Here is a 19,614-nt window from a genome sequence, read left to right as displayed (position 1 = left end):
ATATAGCAGTAAAGATTAGCGCGAAATAAAGTAACAGAATGCGCATTTTTATAAAGGCTTATCGCACTATTTGAATGCGCCGTTTCCCCGGATAATTCTCAAAGAGAATAGCGGGTGGAATACAATCGTGGATGGTATTTATACGGCCGAAGGGCTGGAAGATAAATCGGTAGTCTGGTCAAAGTATCACTATCTTGTCCGGCAGGAAGCGCTGCGCTTGCATAAGCGGCTTCCTGCCAGCGTCGAGCTGGATGATCTAATTCAGGCCGGATCGATAGGTTTTTTAAATGCGGTAGAGACGTTTGATCCGAAAAAAGGCGTTGCCCTCAGCGCGTGGATTACGCAGCGCGTGAAGTGGGCATTATTAGACGAGCTGAGAGAAAGCGACTGGGTGCCGCGCCGGGTCAGAACGCATTCGCGGGAAATTGTCGCGATAATACAGCAGATAGAGCAGGAAAAAGGCGGTGAAGCCACCGAAGCGGATATTGCAGAGCGCATGGGCGTGACGCTGAAAGAATTTCAGCAGATGCTGGCGGATAATAACAGCAGCCAGATGTATTCCGTCGACGAGCTGCAGGAAAACTACGCCGACAGCTGGGAATCCTGTGACGATGAGAATGAATCGCTTAATCCGGTGCATGATGCGGTAAAGCAAAACCTGATAGAAAAAATTACACAGCATATTCAGTTTATTCCCGAAAGAGAGCAGGTGCTGCTGCAGCTTTATTATCTTCAGGATATGAACATGAAAGAAATTGGGCTGGTGTTCGATATTACCGAAACGCGGGTCAGCCAGCTCCACAGCCTCGCGCTAAAAAGGTTAAGAAGCCGGATGGAGTCCTCTTCTCAGTAAGCATTGCGCGTTAACTTTCACGCGGTTAAAAGGTGGAAAGAGGCGGATTAATGATTAATAGTGAGGTTTAATAACGTTTAACAACGATGTTAATGTCATTTAAATCAAGTGGTTAACATCAATTCTTTGATTTGTGGCGATTACTGACGCTTGTTCAGAAAATTCTTAATGTTTATGATTTTTGCAGTTTTGAGATGTAGCCTCCTTTGGCATTGAATGACGTTAAATCATTTATTGAAGAAGAATGACTTACTTCAGTGAATATCAATACCAAAAGACCCTCTGCATCAGTTAAGTTGTTTTAATCCTTTGAACTGATATGCCAATTTTTGGCCTGAACAACATTGGGAGCTTTCGCCTGTGTCCAACTTCGACGAATACCTGCAAAATATTCATGACATTAATCTGTCCTATTTACTGCTGGCCCAGCAGCTGATTCGACAGGATAAATTTGCGGCCGGTTTTCGCCTCGGCTTATCCGAGGGAACCATTGACAACCTCAAAGAACTTTCGCTGCCGCAGCTCATGAAGCTGGCGACGACAAATCAGCTTATTTGTCGTCTGCGCGTAGATGATGAAGTGGTAATTGAAAATCTGACCAAGGATTCTCGTATTGAGGCGCTCCAGCAGATCCACACCGGTATTATTCTGTCAACGCATCTGCTGAACGCATTAAGCGATGAAGATACCGTTGCGGCACAGGAGGCATAATATGTGTGATGAAAAAAGCCTGCTGCAGGAAATTCATGAAGTGAACATCGCCATGGGGTTAATTTCCCTCGGCGCGCGGATGCAGGTACTGGAATCTGAAACCTCATTAAGCCGTCGTCGCCTCCTGCGCTTATATAAAGAATTACGCGGATGTCCGCCGCCAAAAGGCATGCTGCCTTTTTCCGAGGACTGGTTTATGTCGTGGGAACAAAATATTCACTCTTCGATGTTCTACAACATTTACCTGTATCTGAAAAAGACCGAGCAGGGGCGTCCGATTGAAATGCTGATGAAGACCTATCGTCTTTATCTGGAGCAGTGTAGCACCTGCTCCGATGAAAAGCCGGTGCTGGGCTTAACCCGCGCCTGGACATTATTGCGTTTTATCGACTGCGGCATTATTTCGCGTAAGGCCTGCAGCGTGTGCGGCGGCGGTTTTATCGTCACCACGGAATTTATTAAAAACCCATTTACCTGCAGTTTGTGCAGCCCGCCGTCGCGCGCGCTGAAGAAGTCCCAGGTGAGCCCGGCCGGGCTGCTGGGTAACTTCGCCGCGCCGGAAATGATGACGGCATAACCCTCACGGCGGCAGGGCGCAAGATGGCGTTTACCTGATGCCGGGAAGCCGGCATCGGTCAAAAAAGTAAAAGGAGAGAGTGTGTTAGTTATTGTTGGCTATCTTGTTGTCATACTGACCGTTTTTGGTGGTTTTATTCTGTCCGGCGGTAATCTTATGGCGCTGTTCCAGCCGCTGGAGCTGCTGATTATCGGCGGGGCCGGTGTGGGGGCGTTTATCGTTGGCAACAACGTGAAATCCCTCAAGGCGACCGGCAGAGCGCTGGTTAAGCTGTTTGTCGGCAAGCGCTACAGCAAAGCGGTTTATATGGACCTGATGGCGCTGATGTTCCTGCTGCTGTCGCAAAGCCGCGTTCACGGGCTGATGTCGCTGGAAAAGGACATCGAAGACCCGCAGAACAGCGATATTTTTAGCGCCTATCCCCGCCTGATGAGCGACCCGATGCTCAGCAACTTCATCCTCGACTACTTCCGCCTGATGATCGGCGGCAGCATGAACTCGCACGAAATCGAAGCCCTGATGGATGAAGAGATCGAGACCTGCGAAGAGGAGCTGGAAGTGCCTGCGCACAGCCTGAATACCGTCGGCGACGCGTTTCCGGCGTTTGGCATCGTGGCGGCGGTGATGGGCGTGGTCAACGCGCTCGGCTCCGCCGACCGCCCGGCCGCGGAGCTCGGCATGCTGATTGGTCACGCGCTGGTGGGCACCTTCCTCGGCATACTTATCGCCTACGGCTTCGTTCTGCCGCTGGCGACGCTGCTGCGCCAGAAAAGCTCGGACCAGGTCAAGATTTTGCAGTGCATTAAGGTCACGCTGCTCTCCAGCCTCAACGGCTACGCCCCGCAGATCGCCGTTGAGTTTGGCCGTAAGACCATATTCAGCAGCGAGCGCCCGTCGTTTGAAGAGCTGGAAGAACACGTTCGCGAAGTAAAATCCAGCGCCACGCTGAAAACCAAATCGGCGGATAGCGCAGCATGAAAAACGTCACGCCTGTCATCATTTCGCGCAAGCGTAAAAGGAAAAAACACGCGCACCACGGCGGGACGTGGAAGATTGCCTATGCCGACTTTATGACCGCCATGATGGCGTTCTTCCTCGTGATGTGGCTGCTCTCGCAGTCCACGGAGATGGAAAGAGAGCTCATTGCCGACTACTTCCGCATGCCGCTGAAGCCGTCAATGGCGAACGGCAACAAAACCAGCCTGAGCGACAGCGTCATTCCCGGCGGCGGAGATGACATTCTCAAGCAGCAGGGCGAGGTGTTCAAAAGCCAGATCAACGGCATCGACAGGCACAAGCGCATCGAAAGCCTGAAGCAGGCGAAGGAAAAGCTGCAAAAAATGATCGAAACGGACCCGCGGCTGAACAACTTCAAATCCAACATCCTTTTGAACCTGACCAACGACGGGCTGCTGATCCAGATCACCGACTCCCAGGACAGGCCGATGTTCCGCGTGGGCAGCGAGCTGCCGGAAAGCTACATGAACGGCATTCTCCAGGCGCTGGTGCCGCTGCTTCAGGAGCTGCCGAACGCGCTGAGCCTGACGGGGCACACTGATTCGCTGCCCTATGCGGGCGGCGGGGCGGGCTACAGCAACTGGGAGCTTTCCGCCGGGCGCGCCAACGCCGCGCGGCGGGTGCTGGTGCGGGCCGGGCTTGACGACGCGCGTTTCCTGCGCGTGATTGGCACCGCCAGCCGAATGCCGCTGGAAAATACCTCGCCCGACAGCGCGGTAAACCGCCGCATCAGCATTCTGGTGCTCAGCCGCTCGAAAGAGCAGGAGATCCGCCTGGAAGATACGCAGGCGCAGCGCGCGGAGAGCGTGCTCGGCGACGTGGAACTGCAAAACGTGCAGGGTTATACCGATGGACATTAATGATTTTTCGCAGATTTTTTTCACCGAGGCCGAAGAGCTGCTGGCTGAAATGGAGCAGCTGCTGCTCCAGCTTGACGTCGATGCCCCAGAGCAAGAGCAGCTGAACGCCATTTTTCGCGCCGCGCACTCGCTGAAGGGCGGCGCGGGCACGTTTGGCTTCACCGCGTTACAGGAGACCACGCACCTGCTGGAGAACCTGCTTGACCAGGCGCGGGCAGGGGAGCGAACGCTGAACCGGACAATCATTAACCTTTTTCTGGAATGTAAAGACATTATGCAAGCGCAACTGGAAGCCTATCAGACTTCTCAGGAGCCGGATGAGGCTAGCTTCCGCTATATCTGTGAAGCCCTGAGGCAGATCGCCCTTGACGGCGAGGCGCCGCAGGCGGCGCCTGCCCCTGAAGCGACGCCAGAGCCGGCTGATGAGGCATCGAATGATGAAATCACGCTCAGCATCGGCCTGAGCAACATCGACGCGCGCGAGCAGGCGATGCTGCGCGAAGAGCTGGTCAACATGGGGGAGCTCCTGGCGATCGAGACGACCGCCAACAGCCTGCACGCCACCCTGCTGACCAGCGCGACGGCGGACGATATCACCGCCGTGCTCTGCTTCGTGCTGGACGCCAGCCAGATTGAGGTCAAGCCCATTGTGGACGCGCCTGCGCCTGCGCCGGCCGCCGTGAAGCTGGCAGCGGCAAAGCCTGCATCAGCGCCTGCGCCCGCCGCACCGAAAGCGCCGTCGCCCGCGCGCGCGGTCAACCAGGAATCGGGCAGCATTCGCGTGGCGGTCAGCAAGGTTGATCAGATCATTAACCAGGTGGGCGAGCTGATCATCACCCAGGCGATGCTGTCGCAGCTGTCGCGCACGCTGGATCCGGCCAGCTACGATCTGCTCTCCGGCTGCGTGGCGCAGATGGAGCGAAACACCCGCGAGCTGCAGGAGTCGGTGATGTCCATCCGCATGATGCCGATGGACTACGTCTTCAGCCGCTTCCCGCGCCTGGTGCACGACCTCGGCAGCCGCCTCAACAAGCAGGTGGAGCTGACGCTGAAGGGCGGGTCGGCGGAGCTGGATAAGAGCCTGATTGAACGCATTATCGATCCGCTGACCCACCTGGTGCGCAACAGCCTTGACCACGGCATCGAAGAGAAAGAGGTGCGCGTGGCGAAGGGCAAGTCCGCGGTCGGCAATCTGACGCTCTCTGCCGAGCATCACGGCGGCAATATCGTGATTGAGGTCAGCGACGACGGCGCGGGGCTGAACCGCGAGAAGATCCTCGCCAGGGCGCGCGCCCAGGGCATGACGCTCAGCGACTCCATGAGCGACGACGACGTGTGGATGCTGATCTTCGCCGCCGGTTTCTCAACCGCTGAAAGCGTGACGGACGTCTCCGGGCGCGGCGTGGGCATGGACGTGGTGCGACGCAACATCCTGGCGATGGGCGGCCACGTCGACGTGCTCTCCACGCCGGGCGCGGGCACCACCATCCGCATTATCCTGCCGCTGACGCTGGCGATCCTCGACGGCATGCTGGTGAAGGTCAGCAATGAAATTTACGTGCTGCCGCTCGGCGCGGTGATGGAATCCCTGCGTCCTGCCGAGGAGATGCTGTGCCGCTTTGTCGGCGAGGAGCGCCTGCTGCAGGTGCGCGGGGAATATCTTCCGCTGGTGCTGCTGCGCCAGCGGCTCTCCGTGGCGGGCGAGGCGTCGGCCGATGAGGGCATTGTCGTTATCGTGCAGAGCGCGGGCTGCCGCTACGCGCTGTGGGTCGATCAGCTGATTGGCCAGCAGCAGGTGGTGGTTAAAAACCTCGAACAGAACTACCGCAAAGTACCGGGCGTCTCTGCTGCCACCATTCTTGGCGACGGCAGCGTGGCGCTAATCCTTGACGTGGTTGAGCTTTCCACGCTCAACGTTTCACAGCCCCACAGGGAGGGGAGAAAAGCATGAATGTAGCAACCGCCGCGAAGCCCGCCAGCGCCGACGCGATCGCCCAGGAGTATCTGGTCTTTCGCCTGGGGAATGAAGAGTACGGCATCGATATTCTGAAAGTGCAGGAGATCCGCGGCTGCGATCGCCTGACCCGTATTCCCAACTCGCCGCCGTTCATCAGCGGCGTGACCAACCTGCGCGGCGTGATTGTGCCGATCGTCGATTTGCGCGTGCGCTTTAATTTGCCCAACCCGTCGCAGGACGACAGCACGGTGGTGATTGTCCTCAACCTCAACGAGCGGGTGGTTGGCATCGTGGTTGACGGCGTCGCCGACGTGCTGTCGGTCGCGGCGGAGCAAATTAAACCGACGCCGGACGTGGCCTCGGTGCTCTCCGGGCGCTACCTGCTGGGCCTTGGCGTGCTCGAGACCCGAATGATTATTCTGGTCAACATTGAGATGCTGCTGAGCCGGGAAGAGATGGCGCTGGTGGATGCCGTCGCCGACGCGTGCGGCGAGCCGGAGAAGTGTTAAGGGTCTGTTAAAATCGGCTCAAACCCGTCATGATGGTCATCCCGATAACGGAAAACCGCGACGCCATGCCCGTAAATTTTGACCTTAACGATCTTTACGCCTTCAGAGCCCTGGTGGAATACGGCAACTTTCGGGTTGCCGCTGAGTCCATCTGCCTGTCCCCGTCGGCGCTGAGCCGCAGGATTGAAAAGCTGGAGGCCGCGCTCGGCGCAAAGCTTTTTGACAGAACCACCCGCCGGGTAACCTTGACCCTCTACGGGCAGAATTTTGCCGAAAGGTCGGCGCAGCTCCTCGATAACGTCGAATCCATGCTGGCGGATATCGACAAGGTTAGCGAGGAGCGCACGGGGCTGGTCACCGTTGCCGCCGTGCCTTCGGCGGCCTACTACTTTATGCCGGACGTGATCCGCCGCTTTCAGGCGCGCTACCCGCGCGTGCGCATCAAGCTCATCGACAGCAGCGCCGGAAACGTGATTGAGGCGGTCACCGGCGGGCAGGCGGATTTTGGCATCTGCTTTGCGGGCAACCTCCCTCCCGGCGTCGAGTTTGTGCCGCTGGTGGAGGATGTCTACGTTGCCGCCTGCCGGCGCGATAGCCCGCTGGCGAAACGAAAAAGCCTGACCTGGGAAGCGTTCTACCAGCAGGACTACATCGGGCTGGATAAAACGTCGGGCAACCGCAACCTGCTGGACCAGCTGCTCGGGCATATCCATCCCGCGCGGCCCAGCCTGTGCGAAACCCGGCACGTGACGACCATGCTCGGCATGGTGGAGGCGGGCGTGGGCATTGCGGCGGTGCCCGCGATGTCGATGCCGCGCGCCGAACACTCGCTTCTGGCCCACATTCCCCTGACGGAGCCGGTCGTGAAGCGCACCGTTGGCCTGATCCGCCAGAGCGGGCGGATCCAGTCCTATATTGCGGTCGAGCTGGAAAAGCTCATCACCGAGCGGTATCAGCTGCCTAAGGACGCTGAGCCCTGACCGGCTGCAGGCCGGTGCTGATAATCACCGCCTGCGCCTGCGCGGACGAAAGGTACGCCAGCAGGGCTTTCGCCCGCGCGGGATGGTCCGCCCGCTGGGTAACCGCCCCCGCGAAGCGGGTGATGTACTGAAGGTTGTCCGGCAGCCTGCCGACGAAGGTCACGCCCGGCACGGGCAGCAGCTCGCTGACCTGCTGAAAGCCCAGCGCGTATTTCCCTTTTGCCACCTCTTCAGCGACCGGAATACGCTCGACCTTCTGCGCCTTCGCGCCTGCCTGCTGCACAATGCCCAGCTTTTTGAACAGCTGCGTTTCAACGTACCTGCCGCTCGCGCTGTCGGAATAGGCAATCGTGCTCGCGGCCAGCAGCGTTTGCCGCAGCTCGGCGTCCGTGCCGATTGACGGCACCGGCGCGCCTTTTTTCACCACCACGCCAATTGGCGAATCCGCCAGCTCGACGCGCGAACCCGCCGCGACGAGGCGGTCGCGCTCGAGCTGCTCAAGCGCGCTGCCGACCATGATCGTGACGTCGGCGTGCTCGCCGCGCGCCAGCCGGTTCGGAATGGCCTGCGGCGTTTTGCCCATCGACGGGCCGGAAACCAGCACGATGCGATCGCCGCTTTGGGCCTCATACGCCGGGGCCAGCTTCTCCAGCGCGGCCCTAAAGCCGCCGGAAATCATCACCGTCACGTCCTGGGCGACGGCGGCGGTGCTGGCGGATAACGCGATCAGCGCGGCAATGCAGGAACGATAAAATGTCATCATGAACGACTCCTCAGCGGGCGGTTTGCAGGGCCAGCGCGCGGCGGCGATAAAGGTAGAGCGTGGCGAGCAGGGCGCAGACGGCCGCGAAGCTCATCCAGTAGCCGGGCGCGGCCTTATCGCCGGTATACTCAATCAGCGCCGTGGAGATAACCGGGGTAAAGCCGCCAAAGACGGCGGTCGCCAGGCTGTAGGCCAGCGAGAAGCCCGCCACGCGCACGTTGGCGGGCATGATCTCGGTCAGCGCCGGGATCATCGCGCCGTTGTACAGGCCGTACAGGAACGAGAGCCACAGCAGCACGGCCAGCATCATGGAGAAGCTCGGCGCGTGCGCTAAGAACGTCAGCGCCGGATAGCTGGTGGCGAGCGCCAGCAGCGCCATGGTAATCAGCACCGGCCTGCGCCCGAAGCGGTCCGACAGCGCGCCGCCGATGGGCAGCCAGATGAAGTTGGAAACTGCGACCAGCAGCGTGACCAGCAGGCTGTCGGAGGCGCTGAGCATCAGCACCTTTTTGCCGAACGTCGGCGCGTAGACGGTGATCAGATAAAAGGCGGTGGTGGTCATTGCCACCATCAGCATGCCTGCGAGCACGACCTGCCAGTTGCCGAGCAGCGTGGTAAAGACCTGCCGCATCGCCAGATGCTGGCGGCGGGCGCTAAATTCTTCGGTTTCTTCGAGCCTGCGGCGCAGGAAAAAAATAAACGGCACGATGATGCAGCCGAACAGGAACGGCAGGCGCCAGCCCCACTCGCGAATGGCGCTCTCCTCCATCAGCGCGTTGAGCGCGAAGCCCATCGCGGCGGCCACCATAATTGCCACCTGCTGGCTGCCGGACTGCCAGCTGGTGTAAAAGCCTTTACGCCCCGGCGTGGCGATTTCCGCCAGATAGACCGAGACGCCGCCAAGCTCGGCGCCCGCCGAGAACCCCTGCAGCAGGCGGCCCGTCAGCACCAGCAGCGGCGCCCACAGCCCGATGCTCTGGTAGGAGGGGATCAGCACAATCAGGAACGTTCCCGCGGCCATGATCGTCAGGGTGACGATAAGCCCCTTTCGACGGCCTACCTTGTCGATATACGCGCCGAGCACGATGGCCCCAATCGGGCGCATCAAAAAGCCCGCGCCGAAGACCGCGAAGGTCATCATCAGCGAGGCAAATTCGCTGCTGGCGGGGAAGAAGGTGTGGGCAATATAGGTGGCGTAAAAGCCGAACAGGAAGAAATCGAATTGCTCAAGAAAGTTCCCGGAGGTGACGCGAAGGATCGCGCCCGCCTTGCTCCGGACGGTTGCAGGTGAGGTTGAGGGATACATGGTTATCTCCAGTTTTATCATTGACGTTTTTGCGCGTCTGTCTTTGAAAACTGGATCAGGAAGCGGAAAGAGATAAGCGCAATAAACGCATCGGCCGATGCGTTTTGCGCATTAATGACGTATCGTTGACGAAAAGTTACATAAGCAACAATAACTTAACAAATGGGCGCTTTTACACGCGTCATGTTTTGCTAAGTCATTGATTGTGCGTTTTTGTGACGTCACGCAGATGCAAAGCCGGGCCTCGCCCGGCTTCCCACGCTAGCGCAGCGCGTTGCCTATCGCGCTAAACATCAGCGAGGCCTCAAGCGGCTGGGCGCTGAACGACGGCTCGGCCTGCGGCCAGGTAGACCACTGCACGATCACCAGATTTTCCGCCTGGTTGACCATGATCATCTGACCGTAAATGCCTAACGCCCACAGGGAGTTCTTCAGCGAGTCTTTAGCCGCGGGCGTGACGTTTTCGGCATTGACGGGCACTTCGTTGTTCCACCACTGGTAGCCGTAGAGGCCGTTCGGGTGGGCGTCAGAAACCGAGCCTCTGGCCTGCGTCCAGCGCGAGGCGTCGGCTACCCAGCCGTCCGGCAGGATCTGCTGGCCGTTCGGCAGCGTGCCGTTGTGCAGGATAAATTCGCCGAAGCGCCCCCAGTCCTCCAGCGTGGCGTTAAAGCCGTGCGCGCCCACGTCATGCTCGCCCTTCGCGTAGGCGTGCCAGACGCCGTCGCTCGCCATGCCGTACGGCTGCCAGATGCTTTTCTCCAGATACGCTGCCAGCGTCATGCCGGTGGCGCGCTCCAGCACGTCGCCCAGCAGCCACGCGCCGCCGGAAGAGTAGGACCAGTTTTCTCCCGCCGGATGCGCGCGGTGCAGGCCGGAAACCAGCCTGCGCACGCAGTCGTAGGTGCCCGGCTTAGCCTCGCACTCGGTCAGCTGCGCGAAATCCGATGTCGGGTTGGTGTAGTCTTCGTTCCACGCCACGCCGGAGGTGTGGGTGATCAGCTGCCTCAGGGTCACGCCGTCCCACGCGGTGCCTTTTAGATCAGGCTCGTAGCGGGTGACGAGATCGTCCAGAGAGTGGATTTTCCCTTCCTTGAGGGCAATGCCGACCAGCGTCGAAACCACGGATTTGCCCACCGAGCGGGAGGTCCACAGCGTGGTGTCGGTATTGCCTTCGCCCAGGTATTTGTACGCGATTTTGCCGTCCTTCAGCACCAGCAGGCCGCTGACGTTCTGGCGCTGCAGGTAATCCTTCAGGCTATAGGTTTTACCGTTTACCTGATAATGCGCGTCGGCGAGCGGCTTATCGGCGGCGACGAGCGGGGTGGATTTGCCGTGGCGGAACACGTCGCCCGCGTAGTTGCGGTAGTCGTTGCGAAAGCCGACCACGCGGTCGGCCTGGCTCCAGGTCAGCATGTTGTGCGCGTCCGGGAGCGTTTTATCAAACGGCGCGGGGCAGGCGCTAAGCTCCGTGCCTTCGCAGGCCGCCATCGCGACGGGGGAGAGCAGGCTGCCGAAAACCAGGCCCGCCAGCAGGGTGTAATTTAAGGATTTGTTTTTCATGTTGATCTCGTTTGGCTCAGGAATGGCTTCAGTTTAAGAACCTCCGGCCTATAATAAAAAACGCGTAATGGGGGAAATTCCCCCAAAATATCGAACGGAGAGTAACGTGGCGGCGCTAATTTATTCTTTTGCCCAGCTTGAGGCGTTTACCGCCGTGGCCGAGCAGGGCAGCCTGAGCCAGGCGGCGGTTAAGCTTGGGAAAGATCGCACCACGCTGCGCGATCTGATTGATTTTCTTGAGGACGGGCTGGGCTATACGCTGTTCGTGCGCGAAGGGCGCACGCTGCGGCTCACCCCTGAAGGGGAGCAGCTTCAGCGTCAGGCTCATCTGCTGATGCGCCAGGTGCGGGCGTTTGAAGCCTTTGCCAGAGAGGTGCCTTCCGGCGCGACGCAGGAGATTTCCCTCGTTTACGATCCTTTTACCCCACGGGCGTTTTTGCAGACGCTGATTGCCGACATGGCCAGGCGCAGCGTCCGCCTGAGTTTGACCTGTGCGTCGCGCGACGAGGCGGAGCGCGCGCTTGCGCAAGGCAGTGCGGATTTAGGCATCTGCCAGGCGCGCAACCGCAGCGTGGGCAATGAAATGGAGTGGCGGGCGCTGGGCGCCATTGATATGGATTTCTATGCCTCAGAAACCCTTTTTTCAGCCGCGACGGAGCCGCTTTCGCTGCTCGATCTCTCCCTGGTTCCGCAGGTCATCATGCATGCGTCCTCCGACGAGCCCGTTGCCAGGCGGCTGCAAATCTCCGGGCACACGATATTTACCAACGAGCTGGAGATGCTGCGCGGGCTGCTGGAGCAGGGATGCGGCTGGGGGTTTTTGCCAACGCACCTTAACGCCGCGCGCTGGCAAAAGGTTAAAAGGCTTAATGCCGAAGTGGGCAATCAGGGGATCAGCCAGACGATGGTGACCATCTGGAAGCCGGGCAGCGACAAGCGGGCGGTGATCCACGATCTTCTGACGCGATTGCCGACGCTCTGGCAGTGCGATGGGCACTAACTGTACGGAGGCTTTTGCGCACTGCGCCGCAACCCGGTGCAACGTTTTCACTGGCCTCAACGATTGGCCTGAAGCCTCGTTCCCTTTCCCGGCAAACGCACATGCACTTGGTCTTTGAAAACAGCAGTATCTCCTTTATCGATTTGCATCTATATAGCTTGTGATCTATATTGATAAGGAGGCCCTGTGTGGGCAATTAAGACGACGGATTGTTTTGACAGCTGGTTTAGCGCACTTTGTGCTGCCGATCGCGCCTGTGTACTAGCATCGCTACTGGTGCTACGCGAAAAGGGACCGGGCCTGCGACGGCCTTATGCGGATACGGTTAAAGGTTCCCGCTTTGGCAATATGAAAGAATTACGCGTTCAGAGCCGGGGAGACCCGATACGGGCTTTTTTCGCCTTTGATCCCTTTCGTACCGGCATTTTGCTTTGCGCCGGTAGCAAAGTCGGTCATGAAAAACGTTTCTATGACCAGATGATTCCGCTTGCAGACCGGGAATTTACCGATTACCTGGACAGGCTGGCTAATAAGGAGTAACGCAATGGGCAGAACGCTTGAACAGCTTCTTGCGGATGAAAAACCGGACGTTGTGGCCGATGCCAGGGCAATGGCAAACGATATTTTGCTCAACATCCATCTTGCCGAGCTGCGTGAGAAGGTGCAGAAAACGCAGGTTGAAATGGCGCAGGCGCTGGGTATCCGGCAGCCTACCGTTGCCAGCATGGAAAAACCGGGGCGCGATGTAAAACTGTCAACGCTAAAGCGCTACGTGGAGGCGGCGGGGGGAAAACTGCGTCTTGACGTAGAGCTGCCGGACGGCACGCACTACGATTTTGTGTTGTAAATGCAGAGCGAAAGCCGGGCAGACCGCGGTCTGCCCGATCGTTTACTCAGCGCTGTGAACACCCTTTACACTGCGTGTTCTGGATCTGCTGGAAGAAGTCGTTGCCTTTGTCATCCACGAGGATAAAGGCCGGGAAGTTCTCCACTTCGATTTTCCAGATAGCTTCCATTCCCAGCTCAGGATACGCCACGCACTCCAGGCTCTTAATGCTGTTTTGCGCCAGCACCGCTGCCGGGCCGCCGATGCTGCCGAGGTAGAAACCGCCGTGCTTGTGGCAGGCGTCCGTCACCTGCTGGCTGCGGTTGCCTTTCGCCAGCATGATCATGCTCGCACCGTGCGACTGCAGCAGATCGACGTACGAATCCATGCGGCCTGCGGTGGTTGGGCCAAGCGAGCCGGACGCGTAGCCTTCCGGCGTTTTTGCCGGACCCGCGTAGTAAATCGGATGATCTTTGACGTACTGCGGCAGTTCTTCACCGTTGTCGAGCAGCTCTTTCAGCTTCGCGTGGGCGATGTCGCGCGCCACGATGATGGTGCCGCTCAGCGACAGGCGGGTTGACACCGGATGGGCAGAGAGCTGTGCCAGGATGTCGGGCATCGGCTTGTCGAGGTTAATGCTCACTACATCGCCTTCGCCCTGCTGGCGCAGTGACTCGGGAATATACTGCCCCGGATTGTGCTCCAGCTTCTCGATCCAGATGCCGTCGCGGTTGATTTTCGCCTTGATGTTGCGGTCAGCAGAGCAGGAGACGCCCATGCCGATTGGGCAGGACGCGCCGTGGCGCGGCAGGCGGATCACGCGAATGTCGTGGGCGAAGTATTTGCCGCCGAACTGCGCGCCGAGGCCGAGGTTCTGCGCTTCGGTCAGCAGCTCTTGCTCAAGCTGGATGTCGCGGAACGCCTGGCCGTGCTCGTTGCCCTCGGTTGGCAGCGCGTCGTAATAGCGGGTTGAGGCCAGCTTCACGGTTTTCAGCGTGGCTTCTGCGGACGTACCGCCAATGACGAACGCGATATGGTACGGCGGGCAGGCCGCGGTGCCGAGCGTGCGCATCTTCTCGACCAGGTAGTTTTTCAGCTTCGCCGGGGTGATCAGCGCCTTGGTTTCCTGGTACAGGTAGGTTTTGTTGGCGGAGCCGCCGCCTTTTGCCATGCACAGGAATTTGTACTCGTCGCCGTCCACGCTGTAGAGATCGATCTGCGCCGGCAGGTTGGTGCCGGTGTTCACCTCTTTATACATATCCAGCGCGGCGTTCTGGGAGTAGCGCAGGTTGTCTTCAATATAGGTGTTATACACGCCCTGGCTCAGCGCCGCTTCGTCACCGCCGCCGGTCCAGACGCGCTGGCCCTTTTTGCCCATAATGATGGCCGTGCCGGTGTCCTGACAGGTCGGCAGCACGCCTTTTGCCGCGATCTCCGAGTTGCGCAGGAACTGCAGGGCAACGTATTTATCGTTATCGCTGGCGTCCGGGTCGTTAAGAATGGCGCCAACCTGCCGCTGGTGGGAAGGGCGCAGCATGAACGCCGCGTCGTGGAAGGCCTGCTGGGCCAGCAGGGTGAGCGCTTCTGGCTCAACCTTCAGCACCTCCTGACCGTCAAATTCGGCAACGGAGACGTGCTCTTTGGTCAGCAGGTAGTATTCGGTGTCGTCGTGAGACAGCGGGAAGGGGTTCTGGTAGACAAAGGGTTTGTTTGACATAGCTCTTCACTCCATAAAAATAAAACCGCCGGAGGTTGCCCACCGACGGTTATGAATCAGAACATCATGGACATCCACGGATAGCCAATCAGCAGCAGGGCCGCCAGGAAGATGGCACCGAAGATAGTGCCCAGGCGCCAGTAGTCTTTGGTTGGCAGGTAGCCGCTGCCGTAGTAAATCGGGCTTGGGCCGGTGCCGTACGGGGTGATAATCCCCATGATGCCCAGAGACGTCACCATCAGCAGGACGAACACTTCCATGTTCATGCCCGGAATGGTGGAGGCGATGGTCAGCATCGCTGGCAGCAGCGCGGTGGTGTGCGCGGTGGTGCTGGCAAACAGATAGTGCAGCAGGTAGAACGCCAGCAGCAGGACGATGGTCGCCACGCCCGGAGAGATGCCGCTCATCAGCATGCCGCCTTCTTTACCCAGCCAGCCGATAAAGCCGGTAGAGGAGAGGCCATCCGCCAGCGCAACCAGGGTGGCGAACCACACGAAGGTGTTCCAGGCGGCCTTGTTGCCGGTGATGTCGTTCCACTCCAGCACGCCGGTCCACAGCATCAGGCCGACAATCAGCAGGGCGGCCATCGCCGGTTCAATCCACGCGGCAGCAAAGATCCACATCAGCAGGGCACAGCAGACAAACACCAGCAGCAGGATCTCATTGCGGGACAGCTTGCCCAGCTTTTCCAGCTCGCGGGTTGCCCACAGCGGGACTTCGTTGTTCACCTTCACTTCAGGCGGGTAGAACCAGTAGGCCAGCAGCGGCATGGTCAGAATCAGCAGCACGCCCAGCGGCAGGAAGGCGATGAACCAGGTGCCCCAGGAGATGTTAATTCCGACGATGCTTTTCACCAGCGCCAGCGCCAGCAGGTTCGGCGCAAGCGCGGAGAGGAACATAGAGCTGGTGATACAGGCGGCGGTAATGGCAACCCACATCAGATAAGAACCCATGCGGCGCGCGCTCGGATCGTTAGGTTTTGAGCCGTACAGCGGCGGCAGGTTAGCGATGATCGGGTAGATTGTCCCGCCGCTGCGCGCGGTGTTGGACGGCGTGAACGGCGCGAGCAGCAGGTCCGCGAAGGTAATCGCATAGCCGAGCGTCAGGCTGCGGCGGCCCAGGTATTTCACCAGAATCAGCGCCAGGCGACGGCCGAAGCGGGTTTTATCGTAGCCCGCGGCGAACATGAACGCGCCGAAAATCAGCCATACGGTCGAGTTGCCGAAGCCGCTTACGGCCCACTTAAAGGAGGCGCCCGCCAGCTTGAATTTTGGGTCAGCCAGCTGTTCGGGGCTGAACAATACCCACTGGCTGAACAGCGCGATGGCGACCACGCCGGTCAGGCCAATCACCGCACCCGGCAGCGGTTCGAAGATCAGGCCGACGATCACGCCGACAAAGATCGCGAAGTAGTGCCAGGCATAAGGAGGCAGGCCTTCCGGTACCGGTACAAACAGCAGCAGCACGGCGACGACGATGGGCAGCGCCATCATCACCAGACGTTTTGCTTTACCGTCAGATGCTTTACTCGCCGCAGGAGGCGTTACAGCAGTTTTTGTATTCATAGTTTCACGTCTTAAGTTGTTAAGAATGCTGTTCTGAAAAATGCTCGCTCGCTTTTTTTAGTTTCTTTTCTTTCTTTAGTTATTAAAGCGCGTCGCTACATTTTCCATAAATACGAATTAACGCTTTTTTGTCGGCGTTAAATTAAAAAAAGATGATGTTTATATATTGCGCCTTTGGATGCTATTACAATTGATCGCGATCAAAAAAAGAGAATTGGAGAGGTATTTTTCATCGCCATGAAATAACCCTACAGAGCTATGTGGTTAATGACATATTAAGTCAGCCTTGTGTATCTTTTTGGTAACATTGAGAAAGTGGTGTTGTGTATATGCTTCTGTTTTTCATGTTTTTTATTGCTTTGTAGAGCGATTTTGACGTTAGCGTTTGGTTAACATTGTTTAAAATGTTGTGAATTAACTTATTTAGATGACTAACACCAATGTGTTATTAATGTTACTGAAGGGATTAATTAGTTTATTAACTAACGTAATTTCTTTAGTAACTAAAGAAAGCGTTATATTAATAACATGACATCAGCATAAAAATATCGAACTAAAACGAGCCTGATAACGAATTCTTAATTTTTAAAGTTTGGAGTTTTATTATGAACGCGAACGAACGCATGTTAAGCCCATTTACCTTACCCAATGGCACCGAGCTGAAAAATCGTTTGTTTATGGCACCGATGACCACCTGCACCGGCTACTATGACGGTACGGTCACCGGCGAGCTGGTGGAATACTATCGCGAACGCGCGGGTACCATCGGCACCATTATCGTTGAGTGCTGCTTCGTTGACGATCTTGGCCTGGCCTTCCCGGGCGCGATCGGCATCGATAGCGACGAAAAAATCGCCGGGCTGGCGAAAATCGCCGAGGCGATCAAATCCAAAGGTTCAAAAGCGCTGCTGCAGATCTACCACGGCGGCCGCATGGTTGACCCGAAACTGATCGGTGGCCGTACCCCGGTTGGCCCAAGCGCCGTTGCCGCGCCGCGCGACGGTGCCGCCACCCCGGTAGCCCTGACCGGCGAAGAAGTTGAAGGTATGATCGGCAAGTTTGGCGAGGCGGTTCGCCGCGCGATCCAGGCAGGTTTCGACGGCGTGGAAATCCACGGGGCAAATACCTACCTGATTCAGCAGTTCTATTCCCCCAATTCCAACCAGCGCGACGACGAGTGGGGCGGCAGCCGCGACAACCGCGCCAAATTCCCGCTGGCGGTGCTGGATATCACCCATAAAATGGTGCGCCAGTACGCGGACGATGCCTTCATTGTCGGCTACCGCTTCTCGCCGGAAGAGATGGAAGTCCCCGGCATTCGCTTTGACGACACCATGTACCTGCTGGAAAAACTGGCGGCGCGCGGGGTGGACTATCTCCACTTCTCGGTAGGCGCAACCCTGCGTCCTTCCATTGTCGATACCCAGGACCCCACTCCGCTTATCGAAAAATACTGCGCGATGCGCTCCGACACGCTGGCGCAGGTGCCGGTGATGGGCGTGGGCGGCGTGGTGAACGCCGCTGACGTCAATGAGGCGCTGGATCACGGTTACGATCTGGTGGCCGTGGGCCGCGCGACCATTGCCTACCCTGACTGGACCGACCGCATCGCCGCGGGCGAAACGCTGGAGCTGTTTATGGACAGCACTCAGCGCGAGGCGCTGAGCATTCCTGAGCCGCTGTGGCGCTTCTCGCTGGTTGAAGCGATGATCCGCGACATGAGCATGGGCGAATCCAAATTCAAGCCGGGCCTGTTCGTTGAGAAAGTCCAGGATGATGCCAACGAGCTGATCGTTAACGTCAGCCTCGAAACCGACCGTATCGCCGATATCGAGCTGGCCTCCGGCCCGTCCGATGACGTTGAGTTCGTCACCAGCTTTGAAGAGATCCGCTCGCGCATTCTGGACGCCAATACGCCGCACGTGGACGCTATCACTGGCGCAACCAGCCAGAGCGAAGCGGTGAAAAAAGCGGTGTCGAAAGCGATGCTGAAGTCCAGCAAGGCGCTGGCGGCGGAAGAGGGTGTCGATCCGAACGAAACCAAACGCGTTGACGTTGTGGTGGTCGGCAGCGGCGGCGCCGGTCTGGCGGCGGCGATTCAGGCGCACGACGAAGGCGCAAGCGTGCTGATCGTTGAAAAAATGCCGACCATCGGCGGGAACACCATCAAAGCCTCCGCCGGGATGAACGCGGCGGAAACCCGCTTCCAGCGCGTGAAGGGGATTCAGGACAGCAAAGAGCTGTTCTATCAGGAATCGCTGAAGGGCGGCGGAAACAAGAACAACCCGGAACTGCTGCGCCGCTTCGTGGAAAACGCGCCGCAGGCCATCGAGTGGCTGGCAACCCGCGGCATTATGCTTAACGACATCACCACCACCGGCGGGATGAGCATCGACCGTACCCACCGTCCAAAAGACGGCTCCGCGGTGGGCGGCTATCTGATCAGCGGCCTGGTGCGGAACGTGAACAAACGCAATATCGAGGTGATGCTGGATACCTCCGTCAGCGAGATTGTCTTTGAAAACGGTGAAGTCACCGGCGTGCGCCTGACCACCGAAGAGAACGAAACGCTGACCGTGGCGACCAAAAGCGTCATCGTGGCGACCGGCGGCTTCAGCGCCAACAGCCAGATGGTGGTGAAATACCGTCCGGACCTGGAGGGGTTTGTCACCACCAACCACAAAGGGGCGACCGGCGGCGGTATCGCGCTGCTGGAACGCATCGGGGCGGGCACCGTGGATATGGGCGAAATTCAGATCCACCCCACCGTGGAGCAGAAAACCTCGTACCTGATTTCCGAATCCATCCGCGGCGGCGGGGCGATTCTGGTCAATCAGAAAGGAGAGCGCTTCTACAACGAAATGTCGACCCGCGATAAAGTCTCCGCGCAGATTATCGCCCTTCCGGAAAAATACGCTTACATCGTGTTCGACGAGCACGTGCGCGCTAAAAACAAAGCGGCGGATGAGTATATCGCCAAAGGGTTCGTTACCAGCGCCAGCTCGCCTAAGGCGCTCGCTGAAGCGCTCGGCATGGATCCCCACGCCTTCCTCGCCACGCTGGAGCGCTACAACGGTTTCGTTGAGAAACAGCACGACGATGATTTTGGCCGTACCACCGCGCTGCGTGCGCCAATCAACGAAGGGCCGTTCTACGCCATTCAGATTGCGCCGGGCGTGCACCACACCATGGGCGGCGTGACCATCAACACCGATACCTGCGTGCTGGACGCCAACCACAACGTCCTGCCAGGCGCTTACGCGGCCGGTGAAGTCGTTGGCGGCATTCACGGCGGCAACCGCATTGGCGGTAACGCGGTGGCAGATATCATTATATTTGGTACCCTTGCAGGACATCAGGCGGCGATGCGTTCGAAAAAACGCTAAGGCACCTGTTTTGTAGGCCGGATAAGC

Annotated in this window: 17 protein-coding genes; 12 read left to right on the top strand and 5 right to left on the bottom strand. The window is 58.3% G+C overall.

Translation table 11 applies throughout. The features are described 5' to 3' along the window. Positions 1-127: 127 nt before the first annotated feature. The 8 genes from fliA to V1599_RS16255 all read left to right on the top strand — a co-directional run bounded on the left by fliA (position 128) and on the right by V1599_RS16255 (position 7,464). A complete protein-coding gene (gene fliA, locus V1599_RS16290) occupies positions 128-853 on the top strand; it encodes an RNA polymerase sigma factor FliA (RefSeq protein WP_112010556.1) in 726 nt (241 codons plus the stop codon). Between the two features lie 360 nt (positions 854-1,213). After that, positions 1,214-1,564 carry a flagellar transcriptional regulator FlhD gene (flhD, locus tag V1599_RS16285; protein ID WP_112010557.1) on the top strand — a complete coding sequence of 117 codons (351 nt, stop codon included), beginning with the start codon at positions 1,214-1,216 and terminating at the stop codon, positions 1,562-1,564. A 1-nt stretch (position 1,565) separates the two neighbouring features. Further along, on the top strand, positions 1,566-2,141 hold the full coding sequence (gene flhC / locus V1599_RS16280) for a flagellar transcriptional regulator FlhC (RefSeq protein ID WP_112010558.1): 576 nt from the start codon (positions 1,566-1,568) through the stop codon (positions 2,139-2,141). A gap of 81 nt (positions 2,142-2,222) precedes the next feature. Beyond that, positions 2,223-3,119 carry a flagellar motor stator protein MotA gene (gene motA / locus V1599_RS16275; RefSeq protein ID WP_395300428.1) on the top strand — a complete coding sequence of 299 codons (897 nt, stop codon included), beginning with the start codon at positions 2,223-2,225 and terminating at the stop codon, positions 3,117-3,119. Beyond that, complete coding sequence (gene motB / locus V1599_RS16270) at positions 3,116-4,018, top strand: flagellar motor protein MotB (RefSeq protein WP_112010560.1); 903 nt, start codon at positions 3,116-3,118, stop codon at positions 4,016-4,018. Before motA ends, motB begins: the two co-directional genes overlap by 4 nt. After that, a complete protein-coding gene (gene cheA, locus V1599_RS16265; RefSeq protein WP_395300427.1) occupies positions 4,008-5,969 on the top strand; it encodes a chemotaxis protein CheA in 1,962 nt (653 codons plus the stop codon). The genes motB and cheA overlap by 11 nt, the downstream gene beginning before the upstream one ends. After that, positions 5,966-6,484, top strand: coding sequence for a chemotaxis protein CheW (locus tag V1599_RS16260; RefSeq protein ID WP_395300426.1), 519 nt, complete (start codon positions 5,966-5,968; stop codon positions 6,482-6,484). The genes cheA and V1599_RS16260 overlap by 4 nt, the downstream gene beginning before the upstream one ends. Positions 6,485-6,549: 65 nt before the next feature. Continuing rightward, positions 6,550-7,464 (top strand): LysR family transcriptional regulator, encoded by a 915-nt coding sequence (locus tag V1599_RS16255; RefSeq protein ID WP_112010717.1) that lies wholly within the window; start codon positions 6,550-6,552, stop codon positions 7,462-7,464. Here V1599_RS16255 and V1599_RS16250 read toward each other — a convergent pair. The 3 genes from V1599_RS16250 to V1599_RS16240 form a co-directional block, all read right to left on the bottom strand. Then, positions 7,445-8,227, bottom strand: a complete 783-nt coding sequence (locus V1599_RS16250) for a substrate-binding domain-containing protein (RefSeq protein ID WP_112010563.1) — start codon at positions 8,225-8,227, stop codon at positions 7,445-7,447. The genes V1599_RS16255 and V1599_RS16250 overlap by 20 nt on opposite strands. 10 nt (positions 8,228-8,237) lie before the next feature. Next, on the bottom strand, positions 8,238-9,533 hold the full coding sequence (locus V1599_RS16245) for an MFS transporter (RefSeq protein WP_112010564.1): 1,296 nt from the start codon (positions 9,531-9,533) through the stop codon (positions 8,238-8,240). A 261-nt stretch (positions 9,534-9,794) separates the two neighbouring features. Next, complete coding sequence (locus V1599_RS16240; protein WP_395300425.1) at positions 9,795-11,093, bottom strand: serine hydrolase domain-containing protein; 1,299 nt, start codon at positions 11,091-11,093, stop codon at positions 9,795-9,797. Positions 11,094-11,160: 67 nt separating this feature from the next. Between V1599_RS16240 and V1599_RS16235 the strand changes: the two genes are divergently transcribed. From V1599_RS16235 to V1599_RS16225, 3 genes are all read left to right on the top strand, one after another. Beyond that, positions 11,161-12,093 carry a LysR family transcriptional regulator gene (locus V1599_RS16235; RefSeq protein WP_112010566.1) on the top strand — a complete coding sequence of 311 codons (933 nt, stop codon included), beginning with the start codon at positions 11,161-11,163 and terminating at the stop codon, positions 12,091-12,093. 186 nt (positions 12,094-12,279) lie between these two features. Beyond that, on the top strand, positions 12,280-12,633 hold the full coding sequence (locus V1599_RS16230) for a type II toxin-antitoxin system RelE/ParE family toxin (RefSeq protein ID WP_395300424.1): 354 nt from the start codon (positions 12,280-12,282) through the stop codon (positions 12,631-12,633). 4 nt (positions 12,634-12,637) lie between these two features. Further along, complete coding sequence (locus V1599_RS16225) at positions 12,638-12,940, top strand: helix-turn-helix domain-containing protein (RefSeq protein WP_297121518.1); 303 nt, start codon at positions 12,638-12,640, stop codon at positions 12,938-12,940. 46 nt (positions 12,941-12,986) lie between these two features. Here V1599_RS16225 and fumA read toward each other — a convergent pair whose 3' ends face one another. Together fumA and V1599_RS16215 are read right to left on the bottom strand one after the other, a co-directional pair. Then, positions 12,987-14,636, bottom strand: a complete 1,650-nt coding sequence (gene fumA / locus V1599_RS16220) for a class I fumarate hydratase FumA (protein ID WP_395300423.1) — start codon at positions 14,634-14,636, stop codon at positions 12,987-12,989. 56 nt (positions 14,637-14,692) lie between these two features. Continuing rightward, positions 14,693-16,201, bottom strand: coding sequence for an anion permease (locus V1599_RS16215; RefSeq protein WP_112010570.1), 1,509 nt, complete (start codon positions 16,199-16,201; stop codon positions 14,693-14,695). Positions 16,202-16,806: 605 nt separating this feature from the next. On the opposite strand from V1599_RS16215, the gene V1599_RS16210 reads away from it, so the two are divergent. Continuing rightward, complete coding sequence (locus tag V1599_RS16210) at positions 16,807-19,587, top strand: flavocytochrome c (protein WP_395300422.1); 2,781 nt, start codon at positions 16,807-16,809, stop codon at positions 19,585-19,587. The last annotated feature ends 27 nt before the right edge of the window (positions 19,588-19,614 follow it).

It is taken from the genome of Enterobacter sp. ECC-175, assembly GCF_043968675.1.
Classification (GTDB): Bacteria; Pseudomonadota; Gammaproteobacteria; order Enterobacterales; family Enterobacteriaceae; genus Enterobacter.
The sequence above is the reverse complement of the archived record's forward strand: the minus strand, read 5'-3'. Positions and strand labels throughout refer to the sequence as shown.